Annotated in this window: 21 protein-coding genes; 10 read left to right on the plus strand and 11 right to left on the minus strand. The window is 64.5% G+C overall.

The genetic code is table 11. From position 1 onward, the window contains the following. Positions 1–639: 639 nt before the first annotated feature. The 3 genes from FJ954_RS23260 to FJ954_RS23270 are packed head-to-tail and all read left to right on the plus strand — an operon-like array spanning position 640 to position 5,905. Positions 640–4,758 carry a Pls/PosA family non-ribosomal peptide synthetase gene (locus tag FJ954_RS23260; RefSeq protein WP_181177902.1) on the plus strand — a complete coding sequence of 1,373 codons (4,119 nt, stop codon included), beginning with the start codon at positions 640–642 and terminating at the stop codon, positions 4,756–4,758. A gap of 29 nt (positions 4,759–4,787) precedes the next feature. After that, the gene (locus FJ954_RS23265; RefSeq protein WP_140663404.1) at positions 4,788–5,264 is read left to right on the plus strand and encodes a GNAT family N-acetyltransferase; all 477 of its coding nucleotides are present in this window, start codon (positions 4,788–4,790) and stop codon (positions 5,262–5,264) included. After that, positions 5,261–5,905: a 4'-phosphopantetheinyl transferase superfamily protein gene (locus tag FJ954_RS23270; protein WP_140663406.1), complete on the plus strand. Its 645-nt coding sequence runs from the start codon at positions 5,261–5,263 to the stop codon at positions 5,903–5,905. Before FJ954_RS23265 ends, FJ954_RS23270 begins: the two co-directional genes overlap by 4 nt. Positions 5,906–5,913: 8 nt before the next feature. On the opposite strand, the gene FJ954_RS23275 is transcribed toward FJ954_RS23270, so the two are convergent. The 3 genes from FJ954_RS23275 to FJ954_RS23285 all read right to left on the minus strand — a co-directional run bounded on the left by FJ954_RS23275 (position 5,914) and on the right by FJ954_RS23285 (position 8,192). Further along, entirely contained in the window at positions 5,914–7,014 is a 1,101-nt protein-coding gene (locus tag FJ954_RS23275; protein WP_140617971.1) for a KamA family radical SAM protein, read from the minus strand. 87 nt (positions 7,015–7,101) lie between these two features. After that, positions 7,102–7,998, minus strand: a complete 897-nt coding sequence (locus FJ954_RS23280) for an NmrA family NAD(P)-binding protein (RefSeq protein ID WP_140663407.1) — start codon at positions 7,996–7,998, stop codon at positions 7,102–7,104. Further along, positions 7,995–8,192, minus strand: coding sequence for a DUF1127 domain-containing protein (locus tag FJ954_RS23285; protein ID WP_140663408.1), 198 nt, complete (start codon positions 8,190–8,192; stop codon positions 7,995–7,997). Before FJ954_RS23285 ends, FJ954_RS23280 begins: the two co-directional genes overlap by 4 nt. A gap of 216 nt (positions 8,193–8,408) precedes the next feature. On the opposite strand from FJ954_RS23285, the gene FJ954_RS23290 reads away from it, so the two are divergent. Beyond that, positions 8,409–9,305: a transcriptional regulator GcvA gene (locus FJ954_RS23290; protein WP_140663410.1), complete on the plus strand. Its 897-nt coding sequence runs from the start codon at positions 8,409–8,411 to the stop codon at positions 9,303–9,305. Between the two features lie 69 nt (positions 9,306–9,374). Here FJ954_RS23290 and FJ954_RS23295 read toward each other — a convergent pair whose 3' ends face one another. Continuing rightward, positions 9,375–9,827 (minus strand): helix-turn-helix domain-containing protein, encoded by a 453-nt coding sequence (locus tag FJ954_RS23295; RefSeq protein ID WP_140663412.1) that lies wholly within the window; start codon positions 9,825–9,827, stop codon positions 9,375–9,377. Positions 9,828–9,941: 114 nt separating this feature from the next. Between FJ954_RS23295 and FJ954_RS23300 the strand changes: the two genes are divergently transcribed. Both FJ954_RS23300 and FJ954_RS23305 read left to right on the plus strand, forming a co-directional pair. Then, a complete protein-coding gene (locus FJ954_RS23300; protein WP_015316901.1) occupies positions 9,942–10,238 on the plus strand; it encodes a YciI family protein in 297 nt (98 codons plus the stop codon). A 51-nt stretch (positions 10,239–10,289) separates the two neighbouring features. Next, positions 10,290–11,105, plus strand: coding sequence for an oxidoreductase (locus FJ954_RS23305; RefSeq protein ID WP_140663414.1), 816 nt, complete (start codon positions 10,290–10,292; stop codon positions 11,103–11,105). A gap of 161 nt (positions 11,106–11,266) precedes the next feature. Here the strand turns inward: FJ954_RS23305 and arsK are convergent, their stop codons facing one another. From arsK to FJ954_RS23325, 4 genes are read right to left on the minus strand one after another with little or no spacing between them, the layout of a single operon-like run. Next, the gene (gene arsK / locus FJ954_RS23310) at positions 11,267–12,493 is read right to left on the minus strand and encodes an arsenite efflux MFS transporter ArsK (protein ID WP_140663416.1); all 1,227 of its coding nucleotides are present in this window, start codon (positions 12,491–12,493) and stop codon (positions 11,267–11,269) included. After that, positions 12,474–12,887, minus strand: coding sequence for an arsenate reductase (glutaredoxin) (arsC, locus tag FJ954_RS23315; RefSeq protein ID WP_140617965.1), 414 nt, complete (start codon positions 12,885–12,887; stop codon positions 12,474–12,476). The genes arsK and arsC overlap by 20 nt, the downstream gene beginning before the upstream one ends. After that, positions 12,884–13,621, minus strand: coding sequence for an MIP/aquaporin family protein (locus FJ954_RS23320; RefSeq protein WP_140663418.1), 738 nt, complete (start codon positions 13,619–13,621; stop codon positions 12,884–12,886). Before FJ954_RS23320 ends, arsC begins: the two co-directional genes overlap by 4 nt. Then, entirely contained in the window at positions 13,618–13,971 is a 354-nt protein-coding gene (locus tag FJ954_RS23325) for a metalloregulator ArsR/SmtB family transcription factor (RefSeq protein WP_140663420.1), read from the minus strand. Before FJ954_RS23325 ends, FJ954_RS23320 begins: the two co-directional genes overlap by 4 nt. A gap of 42 nt (positions 13,972–14,013) precedes the next feature. Here FJ954_RS23325 and FJ954_RS23330 point away from each other — a divergent pair, with 42 nt between their 5' ends. Further along, positions 14,014–14,520 carry a DUF6428 family protein gene (locus tag FJ954_RS23330; RefSeq protein ID WP_140663422.1) on the plus strand — a complete coding sequence of 169 codons (507 nt, stop codon included), beginning with the start codon at positions 14,014–14,016 and terminating at the stop codon, positions 14,518–14,520. A gap of 53 nt (positions 14,521–14,573) precedes the next feature. Here the strand turns inward: FJ954_RS23330 and FJ954_RS23335 are convergent, their stop codons facing one another. Together FJ954_RS23335 and FJ954_RS23340 are read right to left on the minus strand one after the other, a co-directional pair. Beyond that, a complete protein-coding gene (locus FJ954_RS23335) occupies positions 14,574–14,786 on the minus strand; it encodes a 4-oxalocrotonate tautomerase family protein (protein WP_015316894.1) in 213 nt (70 codons plus the stop codon). Positions 14,787–14,873: 87 nt separating this feature from the next. After that, the gene (locus FJ954_RS23340) at positions 14,874–15,629 is read right to left on the minus strand and encodes an SDR family oxidoreductase (protein ID WP_140663424.1); all 756 of its coding nucleotides are present in this window, start codon (positions 15,627–15,629) and stop codon (positions 14,874–14,876) included. A 103-nt stretch (positions 15,630–15,732) separates the two neighbouring features. On the opposite strand from FJ954_RS23340, the gene FJ954_RS23345 reads away from it, so the two are divergent. The 3 genes from FJ954_RS23345 to FJ954_RS23355 all read left to right on the plus strand — a co-directional run bounded on the left by FJ954_RS23345 (position 15,733) and on the right by FJ954_RS23355 (position 18,892). Further along, positions 15,733–16,626, plus strand: coding sequence for a LysR family transcriptional regulator (locus FJ954_RS23345; RefSeq protein ID WP_140663426.1), 894 nt, complete (start codon positions 15,733–15,735; stop codon positions 16,624–16,626). A gap of 152 nt (positions 16,627–16,778) precedes the next feature. Further along, positions 16,779–18,437, plus strand: a complete 1,659-nt coding sequence (locus tag FJ954_RS23350; protein WP_140663428.1) for an acyl-CoA synthetase — start codon at positions 16,779–16,781, stop codon at positions 18,435–18,437. Positions 18,438–18,541: 104 nt separating this feature from the next. Further along, positions 18,542–18,892 (plus strand): DUF2200 domain-containing protein, encoded by a 351-nt coding sequence (locus FJ954_RS23355; protein WP_140663430.1) that lies wholly within the window; start codon positions 18,542–18,544, stop codon positions 18,890–18,892. A gap of 65 nt (positions 18,893–18,957) precedes the next feature. On the opposite strand, the gene FJ954_RS23360 is transcribed toward FJ954_RS23355, so the two are convergent. Then, a complete protein-coding gene (locus FJ954_RS23360) occupies positions 18,958–19,848 on the minus strand; it encodes a LysR family transcriptional regulator (protein WP_140663432.1) in 891 nt (296 codons plus the stop codon). Positions 19,849–20,003 lie beyond the last annotated feature (155 nt).

The following is a 20,003-nucleotide window of genomic DNA, read 5'->3' on the forward strand; positions in this document are numbered from 1 at the left end:
GGTAAATCCTTGTTTCGTTTTCTATGGGTCGCGGACCGCAAGATTGCCCCGCTTGCAGAGAAGACCCGCAAGGGCCGCGCTTTATTCCCGGGCGCTATGAGATTTTTCTGGAAGGGCTGAAACCGCAGAAAGCGGCCCTACGGAAAGCTGCCCAGACACAATTCAGAAACAAGATTCAACAGTTCGGAAAAACTGGCGAAAAGATCGGATGGCATAAGCATCCCTCAACGGCCGGAAATCTGGCCGCCGCACAAGTGCACGGATGCAGGCGCACGGACACAGGGGCACGGAATTGGGTACGGCAATGCAACGAGGTTCGAACGGATCGATGGGTGCCCTGCCTGGCATGTCGCTCGCCGCCGGCAGCGCCCAGGCAATGCGCGCGCTTGCGCCCTACGCCCGTGCTCCCGAAACTGTGAAGACAGGGCGGTCGATTCCGTGATAACCGCCCGGCCAAAGAGGGTGCGGCCGGCGATCGCCGGTCTGAATTCCGGAATCTTCCGTTCTGGAAGCTTCAGTCGTTCCCCCTCCATGAACAACGATCAAATTGCAGCGACGGTACAGCCGGCAATGCCCGCCGGCGCGGCGGCGTGACCGAGATGTGCCTGTAACGGCTTGCCAGGACGAGAAAGTTTGGAAATGGACCACGGTATCGATATCGCCGAACTGGACAGGGAAGCGGCACGATTGGGCGCAGGGCCCGAGACCAGCTCCGACAGCGTCGATGCACTTGCGGGAATTGCCTCCGGAGCGCACGGCCAGGTCCTGGCGGGCGCCGATTTTGCCCGGGCAGGCCAACCGGACGAGCGGCTCGACAAAGTCTTCGAGCAACTCGCCGGAACATTCGCCACGCTGCCGGCGGTGATCTCCGAGGGCCGCACCTGGACCTATCGGGAGCTGGACAAGCGCGCCAACCAATTTGCTCGCCTGCTGGTCAAGCGCGGCGTGCGGCCGGGTCACCGTGTCGGGCTCATCCTCGACCGGTCCGCGGAAACCTATGTGGCCCTGCTCGCCGTGGCGAAGGCGGGTGCCGCCTTCGTGCCGCTGGCCACCGCCTTTCCGCAAGAGCGCATGGCGCTCATCATCGAAGACGCCAGCGTCAGCCTGGTCGTCACCATCGCCACCTACGCTTCGCGGGCCGACCAGCTGCCGGTTCCGCACCTGTTGATCGACAGCGCCGCCGCCGAAATATCAGCCCAGTCCGACGCGCCGCTGAAGACGCACAAGGCGCCGGCCCCCACGGCGGTCGAAGACATCTGTTACATCCTCTATACGTCCGGCACGACTGGCAGGCCGAAGGGCGTGGCCATCCGCCACCAGAGCTTCGTCAACTTCATCCGCGTCGCCGCCGCATCCTACGGCTACCGGCCGGGCGATCGCGTCTACCAGGGCATGACCATCGCCTTCGATTTTTCCTCCGAGGAGATCTGGGTGCCGTTCGTCGCCGGCGCGACGGTCGTGCCGGCACCAGGCCAGATGCCTCTCGTGGGCGAAGAGCTCGGCGATTTCCTGCGCCATCACGACATCACCTGCATGGCCTGCAGCCCGACGCTTCTGTCGTCCATGACATCGGACGTGCCCAGCCTGCGCACGCTGCTGGTCGGCGGCGAGGCCTGCCCGCACAATCTGGTGGTGCGCTGGTCGAAGCCCGGCCGGCAGATCCTCAACACCTATGGCCCCACCGAGGCGACCGTCACGGCAACCATGGGTGCATTGACGCCGGACCGGCCGGTGACGATCGGCGCGCCGCTGCCCACCTACTCGATCGTCATTCTCGACCCTTCGCTGCCGCGGCTCGCCGAACCTGGCGAACTGGGCGAGATCGGCATTGCAGGCATCGGGCTGGCGGCCGGCTATCTCAACCGGCCGGACCTGACCGAACAGAAGTTCATCGCCGATTTCCTCGGCCTGCCGAACAACCCGTCGAAGCGCATCTACCGCACCGGCGACCTTGGCCGGATCAGTGACGCCGGCGAGATCGAGTATGCCGGGCGCATCGATACCCAAGTGAAGATCCGCGGCTATCGCATTGAACTCGGCGAGATCGAGGCCGTGCTGCTCGACCAGCCCGAGATCGCGCAGGCCGCCGTCACCACCTGGGAGATCGAGCCCGGCCGCGTCGAACTCGTTGCCTATTACGCGCCCAAGGTCGGCCAGCCGGCGCTCTCGCGCGCCGACATTGCCCAGACGATGAAGCGGCGGCTGCCCGACTACATGGTGCCCTCCTATCTGGAGGAACTGCCGGCGATCCCGATGACGGTCTCCAACAAGGTCGACCTTCGCCAGTTGCCCAAACCAACCAGCATCCGGCTCTCGGCCGATCGCGCCATGGTGCCGCCCGGCAATGACGACGAGCGTTTCCTGGCCGACGCGCTATGCGCCGTGCTGAAGTTCGACGACGTGTCCGTCGAGGACAATTTCTTCGACGATCTCGGCGCCAACTCGTTGCTGATGGCGCATTTTTGCGCGCGTGTGCGCACCCGCAAGGAATGGGCGACGACGTCGATGCGCGACATCTATCTCTATCCGACGGTGGCGCGCCTGGCCAAGCACCTGAGCGTCGCGGAAGAGATGACGACGGCCACCAACGAGCCCGTTCTCACCCGCCAGGCGTCCAATTTCGTCTACTGGACCTGCGGCGCGGCGCAGTTGCTGTTTTACGCGCTCTACAGCTACGTGGCGCTGTGGGCGATCAATGACGGCCTCAACTGGGTCTATGACACGCTCGACGACCCGCTGCAGCTTTACGTCAGGTGCGTGGTGCTCTCTGCCGGCGTGTTCTTCGGCATGTCGGGCTTCGCCATTGCCGCCAAATGGGTGCTGGTGGGCCGCTGGAAGGCGGAAGCGTTCCCGATCTGGGGCCTGCGCTACTATCGCTTCTGGGTGGTCAAAACCTTGATCCGCACGGCACCCGTCGTGCTGTTCCGCGGAAGCCCGCTCTACAGCCTCTACCTGCAGCTTCTGGGAACCAGGATCGGCAAGAACGTGGTCATCGAATCCCGGGCCGTGCCGGTGTGCACGGACCTGATTTCGATCGGCGACCGAACGATCCTGCGCAAGGAATCATTGATCCTCGGCTATCGCGCCCAGGCCGGCTATATCCACACCGGGCCGCTGACCATCGGCCGCGACGCCTTCGTCGGCGTCGGCTGCACGCTCGACATCGACACCGCGATCGGCGACGGCGGCCAGCTCGGTCATTCTTCCTCGCTGCAGCACGGGCAAAGCATCCCCGACGGCGAACACTGGCATGGATCGCCCGCGGTGCCGACCACGGCGGACTATTGCAAGGTGCGCAACGTCAATCCTCCCCGCATCCGGCGCTTCCTCTATGAGGCCGTGCAGCTAATAGGCCTGTTTGCCATCGTCACCCCGCTGCCGCTTTTGTTCCACAGCTATTGGGAGAATGTCGGCGACGACTATCAGGAGACCATCGGCATTGTGGCGATCGGCACCACGGTCACACTGTTCGGCTACATCGCCGCGGCCTTTTTCGCCGCCACGGTGGTGCCGCGCCTGTTCAGCCTGATCCTGAAACCCGGCCGTACTTACACGCTTTATGGCTTCCGCTACTGGCTGCAGACGGTTGCCGAGTTCTCGAGCAACTCCCGCGTGCTCGGGCTGCTGTTCGGTGATAGCTCGGCCATCGTCCATTACATGAGCGCCATCGGCTGGAACCTCAATAAGGTGGTGCAGACGGGCTCCAATTTCGGCTCCAACCAGCAGCACGAAAACCCGCTCCTGTGCGAGATCGGCACCCAGACCATGGTGTCGGACGGGCTTTTCATGATCAACATGCACAAGTCCGCTTCCGCGTTCCGGCTCGAGCCGACCCGGATCGGCGAGCGCAACTATCTCGGCAACAACATCTACTATCCGCCGGATGGACGCACGGGCGACAACGTCCTGCTCGGCACCAAGGTGATGGTCCCCATCGACGGGCCACTGCGCGAGAATGTCGGCCTTCTGGGCTCGCCGCCCTTTGAAATCCCGCGCATGGTGAACCGCGACAAGGAACTCATCGCCGGCATCGACGAGCAAGACCGACGCCAGCGCATCCCGCTCAAGAACCGTCACAATCTGGTGACGATCCTCCTGTTCATGGCAACGCAATGGGTCATGCTGTTCGCCACGCTTGCGATCTGGGACCGGGCACTGAACTACTACACCGAATGGGCTGAGATCGCCCTCTTCGTGGCGGTGCTTTTGACCTCGGCGATCACCATTCCGTTCTACATCTTTGTCGAGCGGGCAAGCCTCGGTTTTCGCAAGCTGAAGCCGCAGATAACGACGATCTACGACGTCACATTCTGGCGCCACGAGCGCCACTGGAAGCTCGCGGATTCGCCTGTTGTGCGCCTGTTCGCCGGCACCCCGTTCCGGCCGATGATCCTGCGCATGCTTGGGGTCAAGGTGGGCAAGCGCGTCTATGACGGCGGCGCCAACCTGACCGAGCGTTCCCTCGTGGTGATCGGCGATGACGTCACGCTCAATGAAGGCTGCGTCATCCAGGCCCACTCGCTGGAAGAAGGTGCGTTCAAGTCCGACTTCATCCGTATCGGCGATGGCTGCACGCTCGGACCTTCCGCCTTTGTCCATTACGGCGTGGTGATGGGCAAGGGATCGATGGTCGATGCCGATTCCTTCGTGATGAAGGGCGAGGAGTTGGAGCCCAACTCGATCTGGCGCGGCAATCCGGCCAAGCTGCACCGGTTCGTCGAGCCGGTCATGGAAGACGGCTCCAGGGCGTCGTCCTGACGCTCGATCCCGATATCGTCGGAGGCCACATGGCAGAGCGATCCGGAAGCACCGCGGACATCCGGATCGGCCCGGTGACCCCAGCCAATCGCGCTTTGGTCACCGCATTGCAGCTGGCGCCGGAGCAGATGGATTTCGTCGCCAGCAATGCAGCCTCCCTGCGTGAGGCCAGATCCGATCGTGACGCGCGGCCACGCGCCGTCATGGCAGGCGACCAGATCGTCGGGTTCCTGATGTACGAGGCGCCGCGGGACGATGACGAGGCGCGCATCTACCGCTTCATGATCGACCGTGCCTCGCAAGGCCGGGGTTACGGCAAGGCCGCGTTGCGTGAAGTGCTGGAGGAAATCGACGGGCTCGGCCACATCAGGCACGTGTCGATCTGCTACGAACCGGAGAACGAGGCGGCACGGCAGCTCTATCGCAGTGCCGGTTTCGTCGAACAGGGGCTCGACGAGGACGGCGAAATGATCGCGGATCTCATTCTGCCCACCGGCGACCGATGACGCCGCCCGCCGATCCGTCCGAGGAAATCGCCATGGCGCGCGCCATGGCCGCCATGGCTCCTGCCGGGGTCCGCACCGGTTGCCGGATCATCCGCGAAGGCGACGAGACCCATCTGTTGCCGGCGGAAGCACGCTCCATCCCCGCTCGCCAGCCGTCCATGCGGCGGGCCAGCGGCGCGGCGCGATTGCTCGCGCACCGACTGCTGACGGATGCCGGCTTCGACGGTTTCGCCCTCTTGCGCACGCCGTCCGGTGCACCCGCATGGCCGGACGGGATAACGGGCTCGCTCGCGCATGACGACGACATGGCCGTGGCGGCGGTCGCGCCTGTTGGCCGCATCGCCTCGCTCGGCATCGACGTCGAGCCGGCGCTGCCCCTGCCCGATGAGATTTTCTCGCTCGTGGCAATTCCCGAAGACCGGATCGACGCCGCCGACCGGCAGCTTGCCGGCCGCATCCTTTTCGCCGCCAAGGAAGCGGTCTACAAGGCCGCCTATCCGCTGGATCGCGAGGTGCTGGGCTATGAGGATATCGCCGTGGACCTCGAAACCGGCCACGCGACAACGAGGACGGGCCGCAAGGTCAGCCTCGCACACTGTATCGCCCCGCGCGTGGTCGTGCTGGCGTTTGTTGCCAGATAGGCGTTGGCCTATTCGCCAACCACCTCTCGATAGGCCCTCACCGCACCATCCAGCCCACGTATGCGCCAGCGCTGCCCGTCCTGTTCCTCGACATGGCAAGGTCCAAGCGGCACTTTCCCTCCCCCGTCGGGCAGGTCGAGCACATAGACAGGGTTGCAGATGCCCGACAGGCGCGCGCGCAGCGCTTCCACCAGCGCCTGCCCCTGCGCGATCGTGGTGCGCCTGTGTGCCATGCCGCGTGCGAGATCGCCATGGTGGAGGTAGTAGGGTTTTATCCCCAGCCGGTACATCAGCTCGCGGCAGAGCTCTTCCAGCGCTTCGACCGTATCGTTGACGCCCTTCAGCAGAACGCTCTGGTTGAGCATCACGAAGCCGGCCTGTCGCAAGGCGCGGCAGGCCACTTCGGTGGCGTCGGTGATCTCGCGCGCGTGGTTGAAGTGGGTGACCACCGTCACCATCAGCCGACCCTGCAGCGCCGCGACCAGCCCTGGCGTGATGCGCGACGGCAGTGCCACCGGCACGCGCGTGTGGAGGCGCAGCAACCGCACATGGGCAATGTCCTCGATGCGCGCCCGGATCTCGGCCAGTGCCTTGTCGGGCAGCGACAGCGGATCGCCGCCGGTCAGGATCACTTCGCGGATTTCGGGATGGTCCGATATATAGGCCAGCGCCGGCTCCAGCGCCTCGCGCGTATAACCACGGCCGATCGACGTCAGCGATTCCTTGCGGAAGCAGAACCGGCAATAGACCGCGCATTGATAGGTCGGGAACAACAGTACCCTATCCGCATGGCGATGCGTCAGCCGCGGCACCGGGCTGAATTCATGATCGGCGATCGGGTCGCCAAGCTCACCCTCAGCCTCGTCCAATTCCCCAGGCGACGGGATCACCTGCGCCCGGATCGGATCGGCGGGATCGTTCCAGTCGATCAAGTCGAGATAGGCCTTTGGCGCCCGCACTTTGTGAAGCGCCGCGGCGGCTTGCGCGGCTTCGCGCTCGGCCGGCGAGAGCGGCAGGGAAGCGAGGTCGCGCACATGGCGCACGCCGGCGCGGACATCCTCCTGCCAGGCGCTGTCGGCGGCGCGGGTCGCATCTTTGAGATTGGGCATCGGGCGTCTCGGCTGTTTGCGCGGACCTATCGGCCGGATGGACAGCGCGGTCAACCGCTGTCGCAACGCCAGCCATGTCCGCCGCCTTCACAACCTATGCCCACCCGCGCCAGCCATCGCCACAAAAGCGCTTTCGATGCTTTCAAACCTCAGCTCCGGATAAAGCGTCCCGGCTTCCGGGGTGGCCGTCTCGAGCGCGGTCTCGCCGCGGATCCAGAATGCGCGCAGCAATCCAAGGCCGGGAACCGCCGCGATCAGCGCCTCCAGCTCCTCGGCGCTCATCTGCTTGACGCGGGGCGAACGGCCGCTCACTTGCCGCCACAGCTCGATCATTTCACCTTGGGTGATCTTGTTTTGCGCGATCCGTATCTCGCTGCGAACAGCATTGGCATCCTCCAGTGCGCGCATGGTGACCGCAGCGATATCCTTCTCGCTGACGAAGGTCGCCGGAACGTTGCCCTCGCCATAGAGCGTCACCTCGTCGGGCGGCAGCGGCGACGAGCCGAAGCGCGTCAGGTCGCCCAGCGTCGCCACCCAGGTCGAGAAGAAGCCGTTGGTGTAGATCACCGTATAGGGCAGGTCGGCCTCCCGGACCGCGTCGAAGACGGCCCGCTTGATGTCGAGCGGTTCGATCGAGCCGGGTGCGGCGGCGGCAAAGTCGAGGCCGAAACCGGCGGACGGCACATAGCGGGAGATACCGGCATCCCTGATGGCGCGCACCAGCGTCATCTCGCTGGCCGACCCCACATGCACCGAGCTGATGACGCGGTCGACCTTGCCGACGGCGCGCACGAGGCTGTCATAGTCGTCGAGATCGCCGACATGCACCGTGGCGCCGAGATCCTTCAGCGGGCGCATCCGCGCTTCATTGGCCGACGTTGCCTGCCGGACCAGAACATGGAGGCTGTCGCCATTGCGCGCGCTGGCCTTGGCCATCTCGCTGCCGAGCAGTCCGGTCGCGCCGATGATCAGGGTGCTGGTCATATCGTCCTCCCATTGGCCAGAATTCCGTTAGCAAGGATCGAACCGTCCCAGTCGCGTTCGAGGCCGATGTCATGCAAACGGCGATCGGAAAGCCGGGAGATCCGGCGCAACGTGCGGCGGCGCTCGAACGCTGCCGCGCTTCGCATGGCAAGGCCGCTCATCGCGGCGCCGATGGGTCGAAGGGTCAAGGTCATAATCCGTCTCCTGTGTTTCACTGGGCGCAAGCCTGCCTATGTCGCCCGAGTGGGGCGAGCATGACGATTGCTCACATTTGTCTGGTCAATTCAGCGCATCGATGAACCGGAAAGCCGGTGTGGATGCTTGGTACGCCTGAATATTGGGCCATTGAGGGCTGGACGACAAACGACTCTTTGTGCAGGATTTGTGAGTAACACTCACAGGTCGATCCGATGCCGCGCAGACTGCCGCCCCTCACCGCTTTGCCCGCCTTCGACGCGGCGGCCAGGCATTTGAGTTTCTCCAAGGCCGCGGAGGAGCTCAACCTCACCCATGGCGCGGTCAGCCGCGCCATCCGCAACATCGAGGACAGGCTGGGCATCCAGCTCTTCGATCGCGGCACACGCTCCGTGCGCCTCACGGGCGTCGGCGCGGCCTATGCGGCGGAGGTCGGCAAGGCGCTCGACCAGATCGCCGCCACGCCCGACCGCTCGACGCGCATCCTCAATGTCAGCACGTCCGACGGTTTCGCCGGCCGCTGGCTGGTGCCGAGGCTGCATCGTTTCCATCGCGCCAATCCCGATATCGACGTGCGGCTGGCGACTTCGGGCGTGCTGGCCGATTTCGTCAGCGACGGCATCGACATATCCATCCGCTACGGCCGCGGCGGCTATAGCGGGGTGACGGCGGAATTCCTCGCCGACGAGGAGGTTTTCCCGGTCTGCAGCCCGGAACTGCAGCAAGGCGAGCATCCGCTGCGACAGCCGGACGATTTGAGGCACCACAAGCTGATCCACGACGCCTTTCGCATCGACTGGGCGACATGGCTTGAGCACGCCGGTGTCGAAGGCATCGACCCCACACGCGGCGTGCGCTTCGATTCCGCCACCTTCGCCGTCGAGGCCGCCGTGCATGGCGAAGGCGTACTGCTCGGCCGCAGCGCGCTGGTCTCGGCCGACCTCGCGGCAGGCCGGCTGGTCCGGCCCTTCGATCTCGCGCTGAAATCGGCGGCCAGCTACTACGTCGTCTATCCCGAAGGCGCGCTGCGCCAGAAAAAGATCAGGGCGTTCCGCGACTGGCTGTTCGCCGAAGTGGCCGCCGACTGGATTGGTGCGAAGAAGAGCGGCTGATCCGAGGAAGGCCCACCTGAATTCCCTCTCTTGCCGGCCAGATATCGCCGTTCGCTCCGGCGCATCCAGTCAGTCCGACGGGCCGTCAGACAGCTTGGGCGTCACGATCTGTATGGGACGACTGCCGATCGGCGCCCCGGTCCCGCGATCGATGCTGACTGGGTCGATTTCGGTTCCTGTCTCGGCGTCGAAGAACCGGGTGAAATTGCCACCGCCCCGGTGCTTGCTGCCCCAGGCGGCGAGCGAGAACAGCACCGGAAGCAAATCCCGACCGGCCTCGGTCAGCACATATTCATCCCGTGGCGGCCGCTCCGAATATCGCCGTTTCTCCAGCAGCCCTTCCTGCGTCAAGGTCGCCAACCGGCTGGTCAGCATCGTCGGAGCGATGCCGAGGTTCTTGCGGAATTCGTCGAAGCGGCTGAGCCCCGCATGGGCATCGCGCATGATCAGCATGCTCCACGTGTCGCCCACCGTGCCGAGGCTGCGGGCGATCAAACAGGGCTGGTTGGAAAGATTCTTCACGTCGATACCATTTTGATAGTGACTTACTATTAATTTGATAGTATCTGATCTCGCGAGGCCGTTCCACCGAAAAATGATGGTGACGGCCGGTCATCGCGCCGCTGGGAGTCCCAAATGAAATTCTATCTGTGCAAGTACATCCCGCCCCGTGCCGACTTTCTTGCATCCATGACCGGCGACGAGCGGGAATGGATGAGGCAGCATGGCGCCTTCTTGGACGAGTTGCTCGACCGCGGACTGATCGTCGCCCACGGTCCGGTGATGGATCCAGGCGGCGGCTATGGCTTGTCACTATACCGGATCGCCGACGACCAGGACATCCAGGCGATAACCTCACAAGACCCCATCGTGAGAAATGGCGCCGGCCATTACGAACATCACCCCATGCTTCATCTGAGCGTACACGGCTGACAAGTCCGTCGGCACAAAGCGTCATGATCATGCATCTCGAAGGATATTGAAATGAACAACAAAAATCGCGGCGTCGCCGTCGTCACCGGAGCAGCGGGCGGCATCGGGCTTGCGACAGCCAAAGCCCTTCAGTCGGCCGGCTACCGCGTCTTCGGCACGAGCCGGAAAGCCGCGACCGGGTCACCGCCCGGGATCACGATGCTGAGCTGCGACGTGACCGACGCGGACTCCGTCGCAAGCATGGTGTCGCAAGTGATAAGCCAGGCCGGGCGCATCGACCTGCTGGTCAACAATGCTGGCAATGCACTGATCGCGGGTGCGGAAGAATCGTCCGTTGAACAGGCAAAGACCCTTTTCGACGTCAACGTCTTCGGTCTCATCCGCGTCACAAACGAGGTGCTGCCGATCATGCGACGTCAGGGCGGCGGCCGGATCGTCAACATCAGCTCGGTTGTCGGCTTTGTCCCCAGCCCGTTCAGCGCGCTCTACACATCCACGAAACATGCCGTCGAGGGCTACTCCGAGTCGCTGGACCATGAGGTCCGCCCCTTCGGTATTCGCGTCCTGCTGGTCGAACCGGCCTTCACCCGTACGGCTCTCGATCACAATGCGACGAAGCCGGACAGGATGATGAGTGTCTATGACCAGGCGCGGGCAACGGCAACCGCGGTCTGGAACAGGGCGATCGAAACCGGCGATGCTCCCGAGGTAGTCGGCCAGGCGGTCGTCACCGCGGCCACCGCGACATCGCCGAAGCTGCGCTATCCCACCAGCAAGCAGGCGCATCGCCTATACCTGCTGCGACGGTTTGTTCCCGCGCATGCCTTCGACAAAAGCCTCCGAAAACAGATGAACCTGCCGTCGTGACAAAGGCGCGTAGCCACTGTTCGGCGGGCCAGTTTTGAGACGCCAGACATCCGCTGCTGCGGCCGACGATTTGACGCATCACAAGCCGATCCACGACGGTTCCGAGAGGGGTTGAGCCGGCGGAGTGGCGCCAAACCGCCTCTGGGCATCCCTGCCCGGTTTCAGGTGGCGTTCGACACTTTCGCGATCGCCGCCAGCACCAGCAGAGCCAGACAGCCAACAAGCGCCATCAGGCCCAGCGACCAGGAAATGCCGATATGGGCCATCGCCAATGCCAGGGCGAACGGCGCGACCGCCGAGACGATCAGGCGGGCGGACATGGCGCGTCCCTGCAGCCGGCCATAGCCTTCGCTGCCGAACAGCATCAGTGGCAGTGCCCCGGTGACGATGCTGAACAGCCCGTTGCCCATTCCGAAGACGACGGCGAACGCCATCGCGCCGGCGATCGAAGGCGCGGTGCCAAGCAGGATGACCACGCCCGCCGTCATCAGCACGGCTGAGATGATGGCGAGCCGCAGCGGCGGCAGGTTGATCCCGAAGACCATATTGATGAAACGGCTGAGCACCTGCGACGGCCCGAACAGCGTTCCAACGATGGCGGCGGCGGCACCCAGACCGAGCCCGGACAGCAGCGGCACCATATGGACCAGCACGGCGGCGCTGACCAGGTTCTGGAGCGAGAAAGCGACAACCATCAAGGCAAAGCCGAGCGGCCGCGCCGGGGCCGGCAGCGATCCCGCGACGTGCCGTGGCGGCTCGATCGCCGCGCGCCTGCTCCTGGCCAGCCCCTGCGATAGCCAGGCGTGCAGCGGCAGGCAGACCAGCAGGTTCAGCCCGGCAAAGACGAGGTAGACGTCTCGCCAAGGCAAATGCCCATGCAGCGCCGATGTGATCGGCCAGAAGACGGTCGATGCGAAACCGGCGATGAGGGTGAGATAGGTTATGCTGCGCTGCGCGGCACGCGGCCGGATCTGGACCAGCAGCGCGAAGGCCGCGCCGTATTGGACAAGGTTCGATGCTGCCTCCAGGGCAATCAGCGCGGCGACGAAGGCTGGACCGTTGGGCGCATAGGCACAGGCGGCAAGCGCAGCGGCAGCAACGGCCGAGCCGGCGGTCATGATCCGTCCCGCGCCAAAACGGTCGATCCAGCCGCCGAGCAAGGGTGCGGTCAGCCCGCCGGCCAGCAGCGCGGCCGATAGCGCGCCGAATATCCATTCGGTTGGCCAGCCCATATCCTTCGCCATGTCGCCGGCAAGGATGCTGAAACTGTAATAGAGCGTGCCGTAGCCGATAATCTGGGTGATCCCGAGCGCGGCGACAGCCGCTATCGGCGCACGCTCCGCGGTTTCGGCTTTTGCAAGGCTTCCATCATTGCCCACCGCGGTCATGGCTCACCACCTCGCCGTCTTCCTTGGTGAACCGGCTCACCGGGTGGTCGAGCAGATCCAGCACAAGCTCGGACGGACGGCACAGCCGTGTCCCTCTCGGCGTTTCGACGATCGGCCGGTTGATCAGGATCGGATGCTCGAGCATGGCATCGAGCAGTTGGCCGTCGGACCATTTTGGATCGGCCAGGCCCAGTTCGGCGTAGGGGGTGCCCTTTTCACGCAGCAGGGCGCGCACGGGAATTTCGAGCGTCGCTATCAACTGCTCCAGCCGCGCACGTGGCGGCGGATGTTTCAGATATTCGACGATGGTCGGCTCCTCGCCGCTCGCCCTGATCATGGCGAGCGTGTTGCGCGAGGTGCCGCAGTCCGGATTGTGGTAGATGGTGATCGTCATGGCCTGGCCTCGATGGGGAACGGTTGAACGTGCGGCTGCAGCAGCCATGTCGTCAGCGCCAGGGCAATGCCCGCGCCGGCCAGTTCGGCGGCGATGAAGCCCGGCAGGCTTGCCGGACTGATTCCGGAAAAACTGTCCGTCAGTGACCGTGCGGCCGCGACCGCTGGGTTGGCGAACGATGTCGATGCGGTGAACCAGTAGGCGGCGGTGATATAGAGGCCGACTAGCCAGGGGATGGCCGAGCGCTTGAAACGCAGGCCGGCGAGAATGACCGCCAGCAACCCGAAGGTCGCAATCCCTTCCGAAAGCCAGAGCGCGGGTCCCGTTCGGTCATGCGTCGACAAGGCGAGCGGCGAAAGCCCGAACATCAGGTGCGCGCCGACCGTGCCGGCGACGCCGCCCGAGAATTGGGCGAGCACATACCAGGCGCAGTCGCTCGCCGGCAGCCGGCGCGACAGCGCCAGGGCCATTGAAACGGCCGGATTGAAATGGGCGCCCGAGACCGGCCCCAGTATGGTGATGAGCACCACGAGGATTGCCCCCGTCGGCAAGGTGTTGCCAAGCAGCGCCAGCGCGCGATCGGGCGTCAGCGACTGCGCCATGATACCGGAACCGACCACCGTGGCCACCAGCAAGCCGGTGCCGAGAGCTTCCGCCGTGAGCCGGCGCGGCAAATCAAAACCGGCCGTGTCCCTGATGGAGGACGCGCCAGGCACAGGGTGGTCGCCAGTCATCGGGCAGGCTCCCGCGTGTCGGCCGCACAGCAGCCCGGCAACACCGCCGGCGCGCAGATTTCCGGCCGGCCGGAGCAACAATCCTCCATCAGGAAGCGGATAAGACCGCTCAGCATGTCATACTCGGCGCTGTAGACCATGGAGCGGGAATCGCGGCGCACGCTCACCAGCCCCGCGCGTTCAAGCTCCTTAAGGTGGAAGCTGACGTTGGACGCCGAAACTTCGACCTTTTCGGCGATCGCCCCGGCGGCGATGCCGTCGGGGCCGGCGATCACCAGATGGCGCAGCACGCGCAGCCGTGTTTCCTGCGACAGCGCCGCGAAGGCCGACAGGGCTTGACGTTCATTCATATTTCAACAATCCTATGAATATTGAAGCAAGGATTATCGCACATGCTCGCCTCTGACAATCGGGAATTTGATCCCGTGATCACGGCCGACCCGCGGGACATCACCATGGCCGGCTTGCTGGGCTTTCTGGCGGATCACAGGGAAAAGCCACTGGTGTTTTTCCATGAAGGCAGGCCAGTGTTGCCGGGCTACCATGTCACCGAGGTCAAGGCCGGCCGCTTCGACGCGCTCGACTGCGGCGGGAATCCGGAATCATGGTCGGAGATCTTCGTGCAGCTATGGGACGTCAATGAGGACCGCACCCATATGCCGGCTGGAAAATTCGCGGCGATCATCCGGAAAGTGACCGAGCATGTCGGTCTCGACCAGGCGGCCAAGCTGACCTTCGAGGTCAGCGACGGCGTGCGCCCGATGCAGCTCTACCGGGCCGCCCTGCCCCGGCTGGCCGACGGCGCCGTGCATGTCGCGCTTGCGCCACGGCCAGCGAGTTGCAAGCCGCGCGACCGCTGGCTGGAGGAGGAAAAGAAGAGGGTGCTTTTGAGCATGTGAGTACCGGAAGCGCGGGCGTGAGCCATGTGCAGGCCGGCCGGACATCGGCAACCTTAGTCCTTGGCGCGAAAAGCGTCCGGCACCACGAACACTTCGTCGGCGCGGCCATAGCCGCCATCGGCGACTTCCTCCACAAGCACCATCGTGTAGGGCCGCACGCCCTCGCCGAAAAAGTCGACGAACATGGCGGTCGTGCGATGGATGAGGTCTTCTTTCTGTGCCTTGGAGAGCGCCGCCTGCGGCATCTTGATATTGGCGAATGGCATGGTCTTTTCCTTGTCTTCTCAATCGTTTGGGCTAGGTTTCGAATGGAACGGGAGGCAGGCCGCCACAGCAGCAGCGGCCAGCCTCCTTCAGATCACGCCGCCATTGGCGCGGATGATTTGCCCGTTGACCCAGGCACTGTCCGGCCCGGCCAGGAACGAGACCACGCCGGCAATGTCGTCGGGCTGGCCGAGCCTGCCGAGCGGGATCATCTTGGCCGTGGCCTCGATCTGCGCCGCGCTCTTGCCATCGGTGAACAGCGCCGTCTCGACCGGTCCGGGCGCCACCGCGTTGACGGTGATGCCGCGCGCGCCAAGCTCCTTGGCCAAGATGTGCGTCATCGCCTCGACCGCCGCCTTGGTGGCGGCATAGACGCCGTAACCCGGCTGGTAGAGGCCGACCACGCTGCTCGAAAAATTGACGATGCGGCCGCCATCGCGAATGCGTTTTGCGCCTTCGCGCATGCCACGGAACACGCCGCCGAGATTGATCGCGACCTGGGTGTCGAAGAAGGCATCATCGGCCTGTGCGATCGGCGAAAGCTTCATGATGCCGGCATTGTTGACCAGTATATCGATGCCTCCGAACGCCTTCTCGCCGGCGTCGAAGAGGCTGGCGATACCGGCCGGAACCGCGATATCGGCTTGCACGGCGATCGCCTTGCCGCCATCGGCTTCGATGGCGCGCACCAGCGCCTCGGCCTGGGCCTGTCCCCGCGCGTAATTGACGACGACGGCGATGCCGTCGCGGGCCAGCCGCCGCGCGATCGCCGCGCCGATGCCCTTGGAGGCGCCGGTCACGATCGCCGCTTTAGTTTGGCCCGTGCTCGTTTGGCCTGAAGTCATGGAAGTCTCTCCTTCTTGTTGGTGAGACGGATATAGGCCGAACCAACTTCCGGATAATCAGCCTTGTCTTGACATCACTATTCGGAAACTGCGAACAAAGACCATGGATCGCCTGGACACGATGCGGCTCTTCGTTCGCGTGCTGGAGCGGCGCAGCTTCACCGCTGCCGCCGCCGATCTTGGCCTGCCGCGCTCGACCGCGACGGAAGCGGTCCGGCGGCTGGAAGAACATCTCGGCGCAAGGCTGCTCGAGCGCACCACGCGCCAGGTGAACGCCACGCAGGATGGCGAGGCCTATTACCGGCGCTGCCTGTCCATCCTGGCCGAGATCGAGGATGCCGAGGCCGCCTTCCGCAATGCCGAACCGTTCGGCCTGCTGCGCATCGACGCCAGCACGCTGCTCACACGCACCTTCCTGTTGCCGCGCCTGCCGGAATTCCTCGCCCGCTATGCCAGGATCGACCTGCAGATCGGCCAGAGCGACCGGCTGGTCGACTTGGTGCGTGAGGGTGTCGACTGCGTCATCCGCGTCGGCGAGCCGCCTGACAGCGGCATGATCATGCGCCGGCTTGGCATGATCCGCGAGATGACCTGCGCCAGCCCCGCCTATCTCTCTCGCCACGGCACGCCGGCCTCCCCCGATGCGCTGGACGGCCATCAGGCGATCGGCTTCGTCTCCTCCCGCACCGGCGAAGTGCTGCCCTTCGAATTCACCGTCGGCGGCAAGACGCGCGAGGTCAGGCTGCCCGGCCGCGTCGCCGCTAACAATTCCGACACCGCCGCCGACCTCGCCCGGCTTGGCCTCGGCCTCATCCAGGCGCCGCGCTATCGCTTCGAGAAGGATTTGGCAGAGGGAACACTGGTCGAGGTGCTGGCCGAGTATCCGCCCTCGCCGACACCGCTCTCGGCGCTCTATCCGCAGAACCGGCAGCTTTCGCCGCGCCTGCGCGTCTTTCTCGACTGGGCGGCACGCATTTTCGCCGAGGCGAACCTGTAAGCGCAATTCCGGGAAAAGTGTGTAGCGGTTTTTCGTCCGGAGCGTCAATACAAAGGAACAGGCACTCGCCGTTGCCCATCGGCGCCATCTGATGTCAATGTCGCCGCGACAGCGCGCCATGGGGAGATGGCGCACCGCCAGGGAGGATTTTCATGACCAAGCAGCAAGCCGGCTTGCCGCGCTATGACGATGCCGTTGCAAGCTTTCGTATTGAGGATAAGATCGCGAGACTGCAGGGCGACCCCGCGACCGGCATCAACGCCTATGTCGAATGCTGCGGCCGGCACACCGGCGGAAACCGCCTGGCGCTGCGCGCCATCTCTGCCGGCGGCGAACTCAGCGAATTCAGCTTCGAGGATCTCGCCGACATGTCCGGCCGCGTCGGCACTCTGCTGAAGGAGTTGGGCGTCGGCCCGGGCGATGTCGTGGCCGGCATGCTGCCGCGCATCCCCGAACTGGTGGCGCTGATCCTCGGCGCCTGGCGCATCGGCGCGGTCTACCAGCCGCTGTTCACGGCCTTCGGCCCGAAGGCGATCGAACACCGGCTCGGCTACAGCGGCGCCAGGCTGGTGGTGACCAATCCGGCCAATCGCGGCAAGCTCGACGAGGTCGCGAACCCTCCGCAAATCGCCACCATCCTCGGTGCTGGCGACGCCCTGTCCCCGGGCGACATCGATTTCCGTGCCGCGCTTGCCGCCGCCTCACCCAACTGCGACCCGGTGATGCGCAAGGGCGAAGACCTGTTCATGATGATGTCGACCTCGGGCACCACCGGCCTGCCGAAGGGCGTGCCGGTGCCGCTCAACGCGCTGCTCGCCTTCGGCGCCTATATGCGCGACGCGATCGGCCTGCGCCCAGACGACATCTTCTGGAACATCGCCGATCCGGGTTGGGCCTATGGCCTCTACTACGCCATCACGGGACCCCTGCTGCTCGGCATCGCCACGACCTTCAACGAGGGCGCCTTCACCGCCAAAAACACCTATGATGTCATCGAGCGGCTTGGCGTCACCAGCCTTGCCGGCTCGCCCACCGCCTTCCGCCTGCTGCTCGCCGAAGGTCCCGACGCCGCCGCGCGTGCAAAAGGCCGGCTGCGTGTGGTGAGCAGCGCCGGCGAGCCGCTCAACCCGGAAGTGATCCGCTGGTTCGACGCCCATCTCGCCGCGCCCATCCACGACCATTACGGCCAGACCGAGAACGGCATGATGGTCAACAACCATCACGGCCTGGCGCACCCTGTCCGCGCCGGCTCGGCGGGCTTTGCCATGCCGGGCTATCGCATGGTGGTGCTGGACGAGGCCGGCAACGAGCTCGGCCCCAACCAGCCCGGCATCCTCGCCGTCGACATCGCCAACTCGCCGTTGCGCTGGTTCGACGGCTACCACCAGGCCGAAACGCCGGCCATATCGGGCGGCTACTACCGCACCGGCGACACGGTGGAATACGAGCCGGACGGCTCGGTCTCCTTCATCGGCCGCGCCGACGACGTCATCACCTCGTCAGGCTACCGCATCGGCCCCTTCGACGTCGAAAGCGCGCTGATCGAACATCCCGCCGTCAACGAGGCGGCGGTGGTCGGCGTACCCGACCCGCAGCGCACCGAGATCGTCAAGGCCTTCGTCATCCTGGCGCCCGCCTACGAGGGCAGCCCGGAACTCGCCGAAGAATTGGCGCAGCATGTCCGCAAACGCCTCTCGGCCCATGCCTATCCGCGCGAGATCGACTTCGTCGGGGAATTGCCGAAGACCCCTAGCGGCAAGATCCAACGGTTCTTGTTGCGCAAGGCTGAGGTGGAGAAAAGGAACGGGTGAAGGGCGGCGGGAAGATTGGAGTCGGTCCTGCGCCAATTGCTGAGACCTGCGCATTGGAGGCAAAGTTGAGTGCGGGCGATAGGCGCCACCGGTAAGGGCACGTCATGAAGGAGCATCGAATCTATTCCACAAGCTTTGCCAGCGTCTATCCGCACTATGTCGCCAAGGCGCAAAGGAAAGGACGCACCAGAGCCGAGGTCGATGAGATCATCTGCTGGCTGACGGGCTACACCGAGAAGGAACTCGACGCCGAACTGGAGAAGAAAACCAGCTTCGAGGAGTTCTTTGGTCAGGCCTCTCGACTGAATCCTTTGCGGAATTTGATTACAGGGGTGGTCTGCGGCGTCCGCGTGGAAGATATTGAGGATCCGCTGATGAAGGAAATTCGCTACCTCGATAAGCTGATCGACGAGCTTGCGAAGGGGAAAGCGATGGAGAAGATACTCCGGAAATGAGGAGAGAGGCTCGAGCGCGCGATATCATCGACCGGGCGCATGGGCGAAAGCGCTAATCACACCCCTCACATCGCGATCTGCAGGGTCCCGTGGCGCTTCACCTCAGCCTCTATCTCCCGCACCAGCGTCTCCAGCGCGGGATTGCGGACGTTGCGGGCGCGGCGAATGACGTAGGCGAGGTCCGGAGGCTTGGGGAACGACTTGTCGACGATCTCCATGCCGGGCCGCAGATGGCGCTGGCTGAGCAGCGCCACGCCGAGGCCGGAGGTCACGCCGGCGATGATGCCGGCCGCGCTCGAACATTCGAACACGATCTCGAACACCGTTCCCTCGTCCTGGCCGAGATCGAGGCCCCAACGGCGATAGAAGCAGTTCTCGTCGAAGGACAGGAACGGCACCGGGTCGCCTTTCCCAAGGGTCAGCTCGGGCGACTTCACCCAATGCAGGGTCTCGCGGAACAGCAGGACATCGGTGGGGCGGACGTCGTGCTGGAACACCTGGATGATGGCCGCGTCGAGCGCGCCCTCGCCCAACAGCTTCTGCAAGGCCAGGCTCATGCGCACCTGCGTGCGCACGCTCACCTCAGGGTACAGCCGGCGAAACCGGCCAAGGATGCGCGAAAGGTCCGTGCAGGTCGTATCCTCGGTCATCCCCAAAGCGATCTTGCCTTGCAGCGTGCTCTTCGACAGGCTCAGGATCGCCTCGTCATGGATGCCCAGGATCCGCCTGGCATAGCCCAGCAGATCCTGCCCTGAACTGGTGAACATCGGCGCATTCGCCTTGCGGCTGAGGATTTCGCAGTCGAGACTTGCTTCCAGCCGCCTGATCTTGTGGCTGACGGCCGATTGCGACAGGCCGAGCATCTCGGCAGCCCGGGTAACACCGCCATGTTTCTCGATCGCCACCATCGCCCGCAAGGCATCGACATCCAGGCGGCGGCTCATCACTCCAGCCATGACAATCCTCGTTTGAAACGAAAGCAGCGCTTCAAGGTTTCGGCAGAGAACGGGCTTTGAGGTCAATCAGATATGCCACATCTCGCGCCTATTTCATGAATACATCGAAATTTGTCATGTGCAAAGGCGCTTGCGCGCCGCCATAAATCCCGCAT

It is taken from the genome of Mesorhizobium sp. B2-3-15 (genome assembly GCF_006442875.1).
GTDB lineage: Bacteria > Pseudomonadota > Alphaproteobacteria > Rhizobiales > Rhizobiaceae > Mesorhizobium > Mesorhizobium australicum.

Excerpts from the sequence above, each read along its gene's own strand:
- FJ954_RS23260 (WP_181177902.1), top strand. The coding sequence starts at position 640 with ATGGACCACGGTATCGATATCGCCGAACTGGACAGGGAAGCGGCACGA.
- FJ954_RS23265 (WP_140663404.1), top strand. The coding sequence starts at position 4,788 with ATGGCAGAGCGATCCGGAAGCACCGCGGACATCCGGATCGGCCCGGTG.
- FJ954_RS23270 (WP_140663406.1), top strand. The coding sequence starts at position 5,261 with ATGACGCCGCCCGCCGATCCGTCCGAGGAAATCGCCATGGCGCGCGCC.
- FJ954_RS23275 (WP_140617971.1), bottom strand. The coding sequence starts at position 7,014 with ATGCCCAATCTCAAAGATGCGACCCGCGCCGCCGACAGCGCCTGGCAG.
- FJ954_RS23280 (WP_140663407.1), bottom strand. The coding sequence starts at position 7,998 with ATGACCAGCACCCTGATCATCGGCGCGACCGGACTGCTCGGCAGCGAG.
- FJ954_RS23285 (WP_140663408.1), bottom strand. The coding sequence starts at position 8,192 with ATGACCTTGACCCTTCGACCCATCGGCGCCGCGATGAGCGGCCTTGCC.
- FJ954_RS23290 (WP_140663410.1), top strand. The coding sequence starts at position 8,409 with ATGCCGCGCAGACTGCCGCCCCTCACCGCTTTGCCCGCCTTCGACGCG.
- FJ954_RS23300 (WP_015316901.1), top strand. The coding sequence starts at position 9,942 with ATGAAATTCTATCTGTGCAAGTACATCCCGCCCCGTGCCGACTTTCTT.
- FJ954_RS23305 (WP_140663414.1), top strand. The coding sequence starts at position 10,290 with ATGAACAACAAAAATCGCGGCGTCGCCGTCGTCACCGGAGCAGCGGGC.
- arsK (WP_140663416.1), bottom strand. The coding sequence starts at position 12,493 with ATGACCGCGGTGGGCAATGATGGAAGCCTTGCAAAAGCCGAAACCGCG.
- arsC (WP_140617965.1), bottom strand. The coding sequence starts at position 12,887 with ATGACGATCACCATCTACCACAATCCGGACTGCGGCACCTCGCGCAAC.
- FJ954_RS23320 (WP_140663418.1), bottom strand. The coding sequence starts at position 13,621 with ATGACTGGCGACCACCCTGTGCCTGGCGCGTCCTCCATCAGGGACACG.
- FJ954_RS23325 (WP_140663420.1), bottom strand. The coding sequence starts at position 13,971 with ATGAATGAACGTCAAGCCCTGTCGGCCTTCGCGGCGCTGTCGCAGGAA.
- FJ954_RS23330 (WP_140663422.1), top strand. The coding sequence starts at position 14,014 with ATGCTCGCCTCTGACAATCGGGAATTTGATCCCGTGATCACGGCCGAC.
- FJ954_RS23335 (WP_015316894.1), bottom strand. The coding sequence starts at position 14,786 with ATGCCATTCGCCAATATCAAGATGCCGCAGGCGGCGCTCTCCAAGGCA.
- FJ954_RS23340 (WP_140663424.1), bottom strand. The coding sequence starts at position 15,629 with ATGACTTCAGGCCAAACGAGCACGGGCCAAACTAAAGCGGCGATCGTG.
- FJ954_RS23345 (WP_140663426.1), top strand. The coding sequence starts at position 15,733 with ATGGATCGCCTGGACACGATGCGGCTCTTCGTTCGCGTGCTGGAGCGG.
- FJ954_RS23350 (WP_140663428.1), top strand. The coding sequence starts at position 16,779 with ATGACCAAGCAGCAAGCCGGCTTGCCGCGCTATGACGATGCCGTTGCA.
- FJ954_RS23355 (WP_140663430.1), top strand. The coding sequence starts at position 18,542 with ATGAAGGAGCATCGAATCTATTCCACAAGCTTTGCCAGCGTCTATCCG.
- FJ954_RS23360 (WP_140663432.1), bottom strand. The coding sequence starts at position 19,848 with ATGGCTGGAGTGATGAGCCGCCGCCTGGATGTCGATGCCTTGCGGGCG.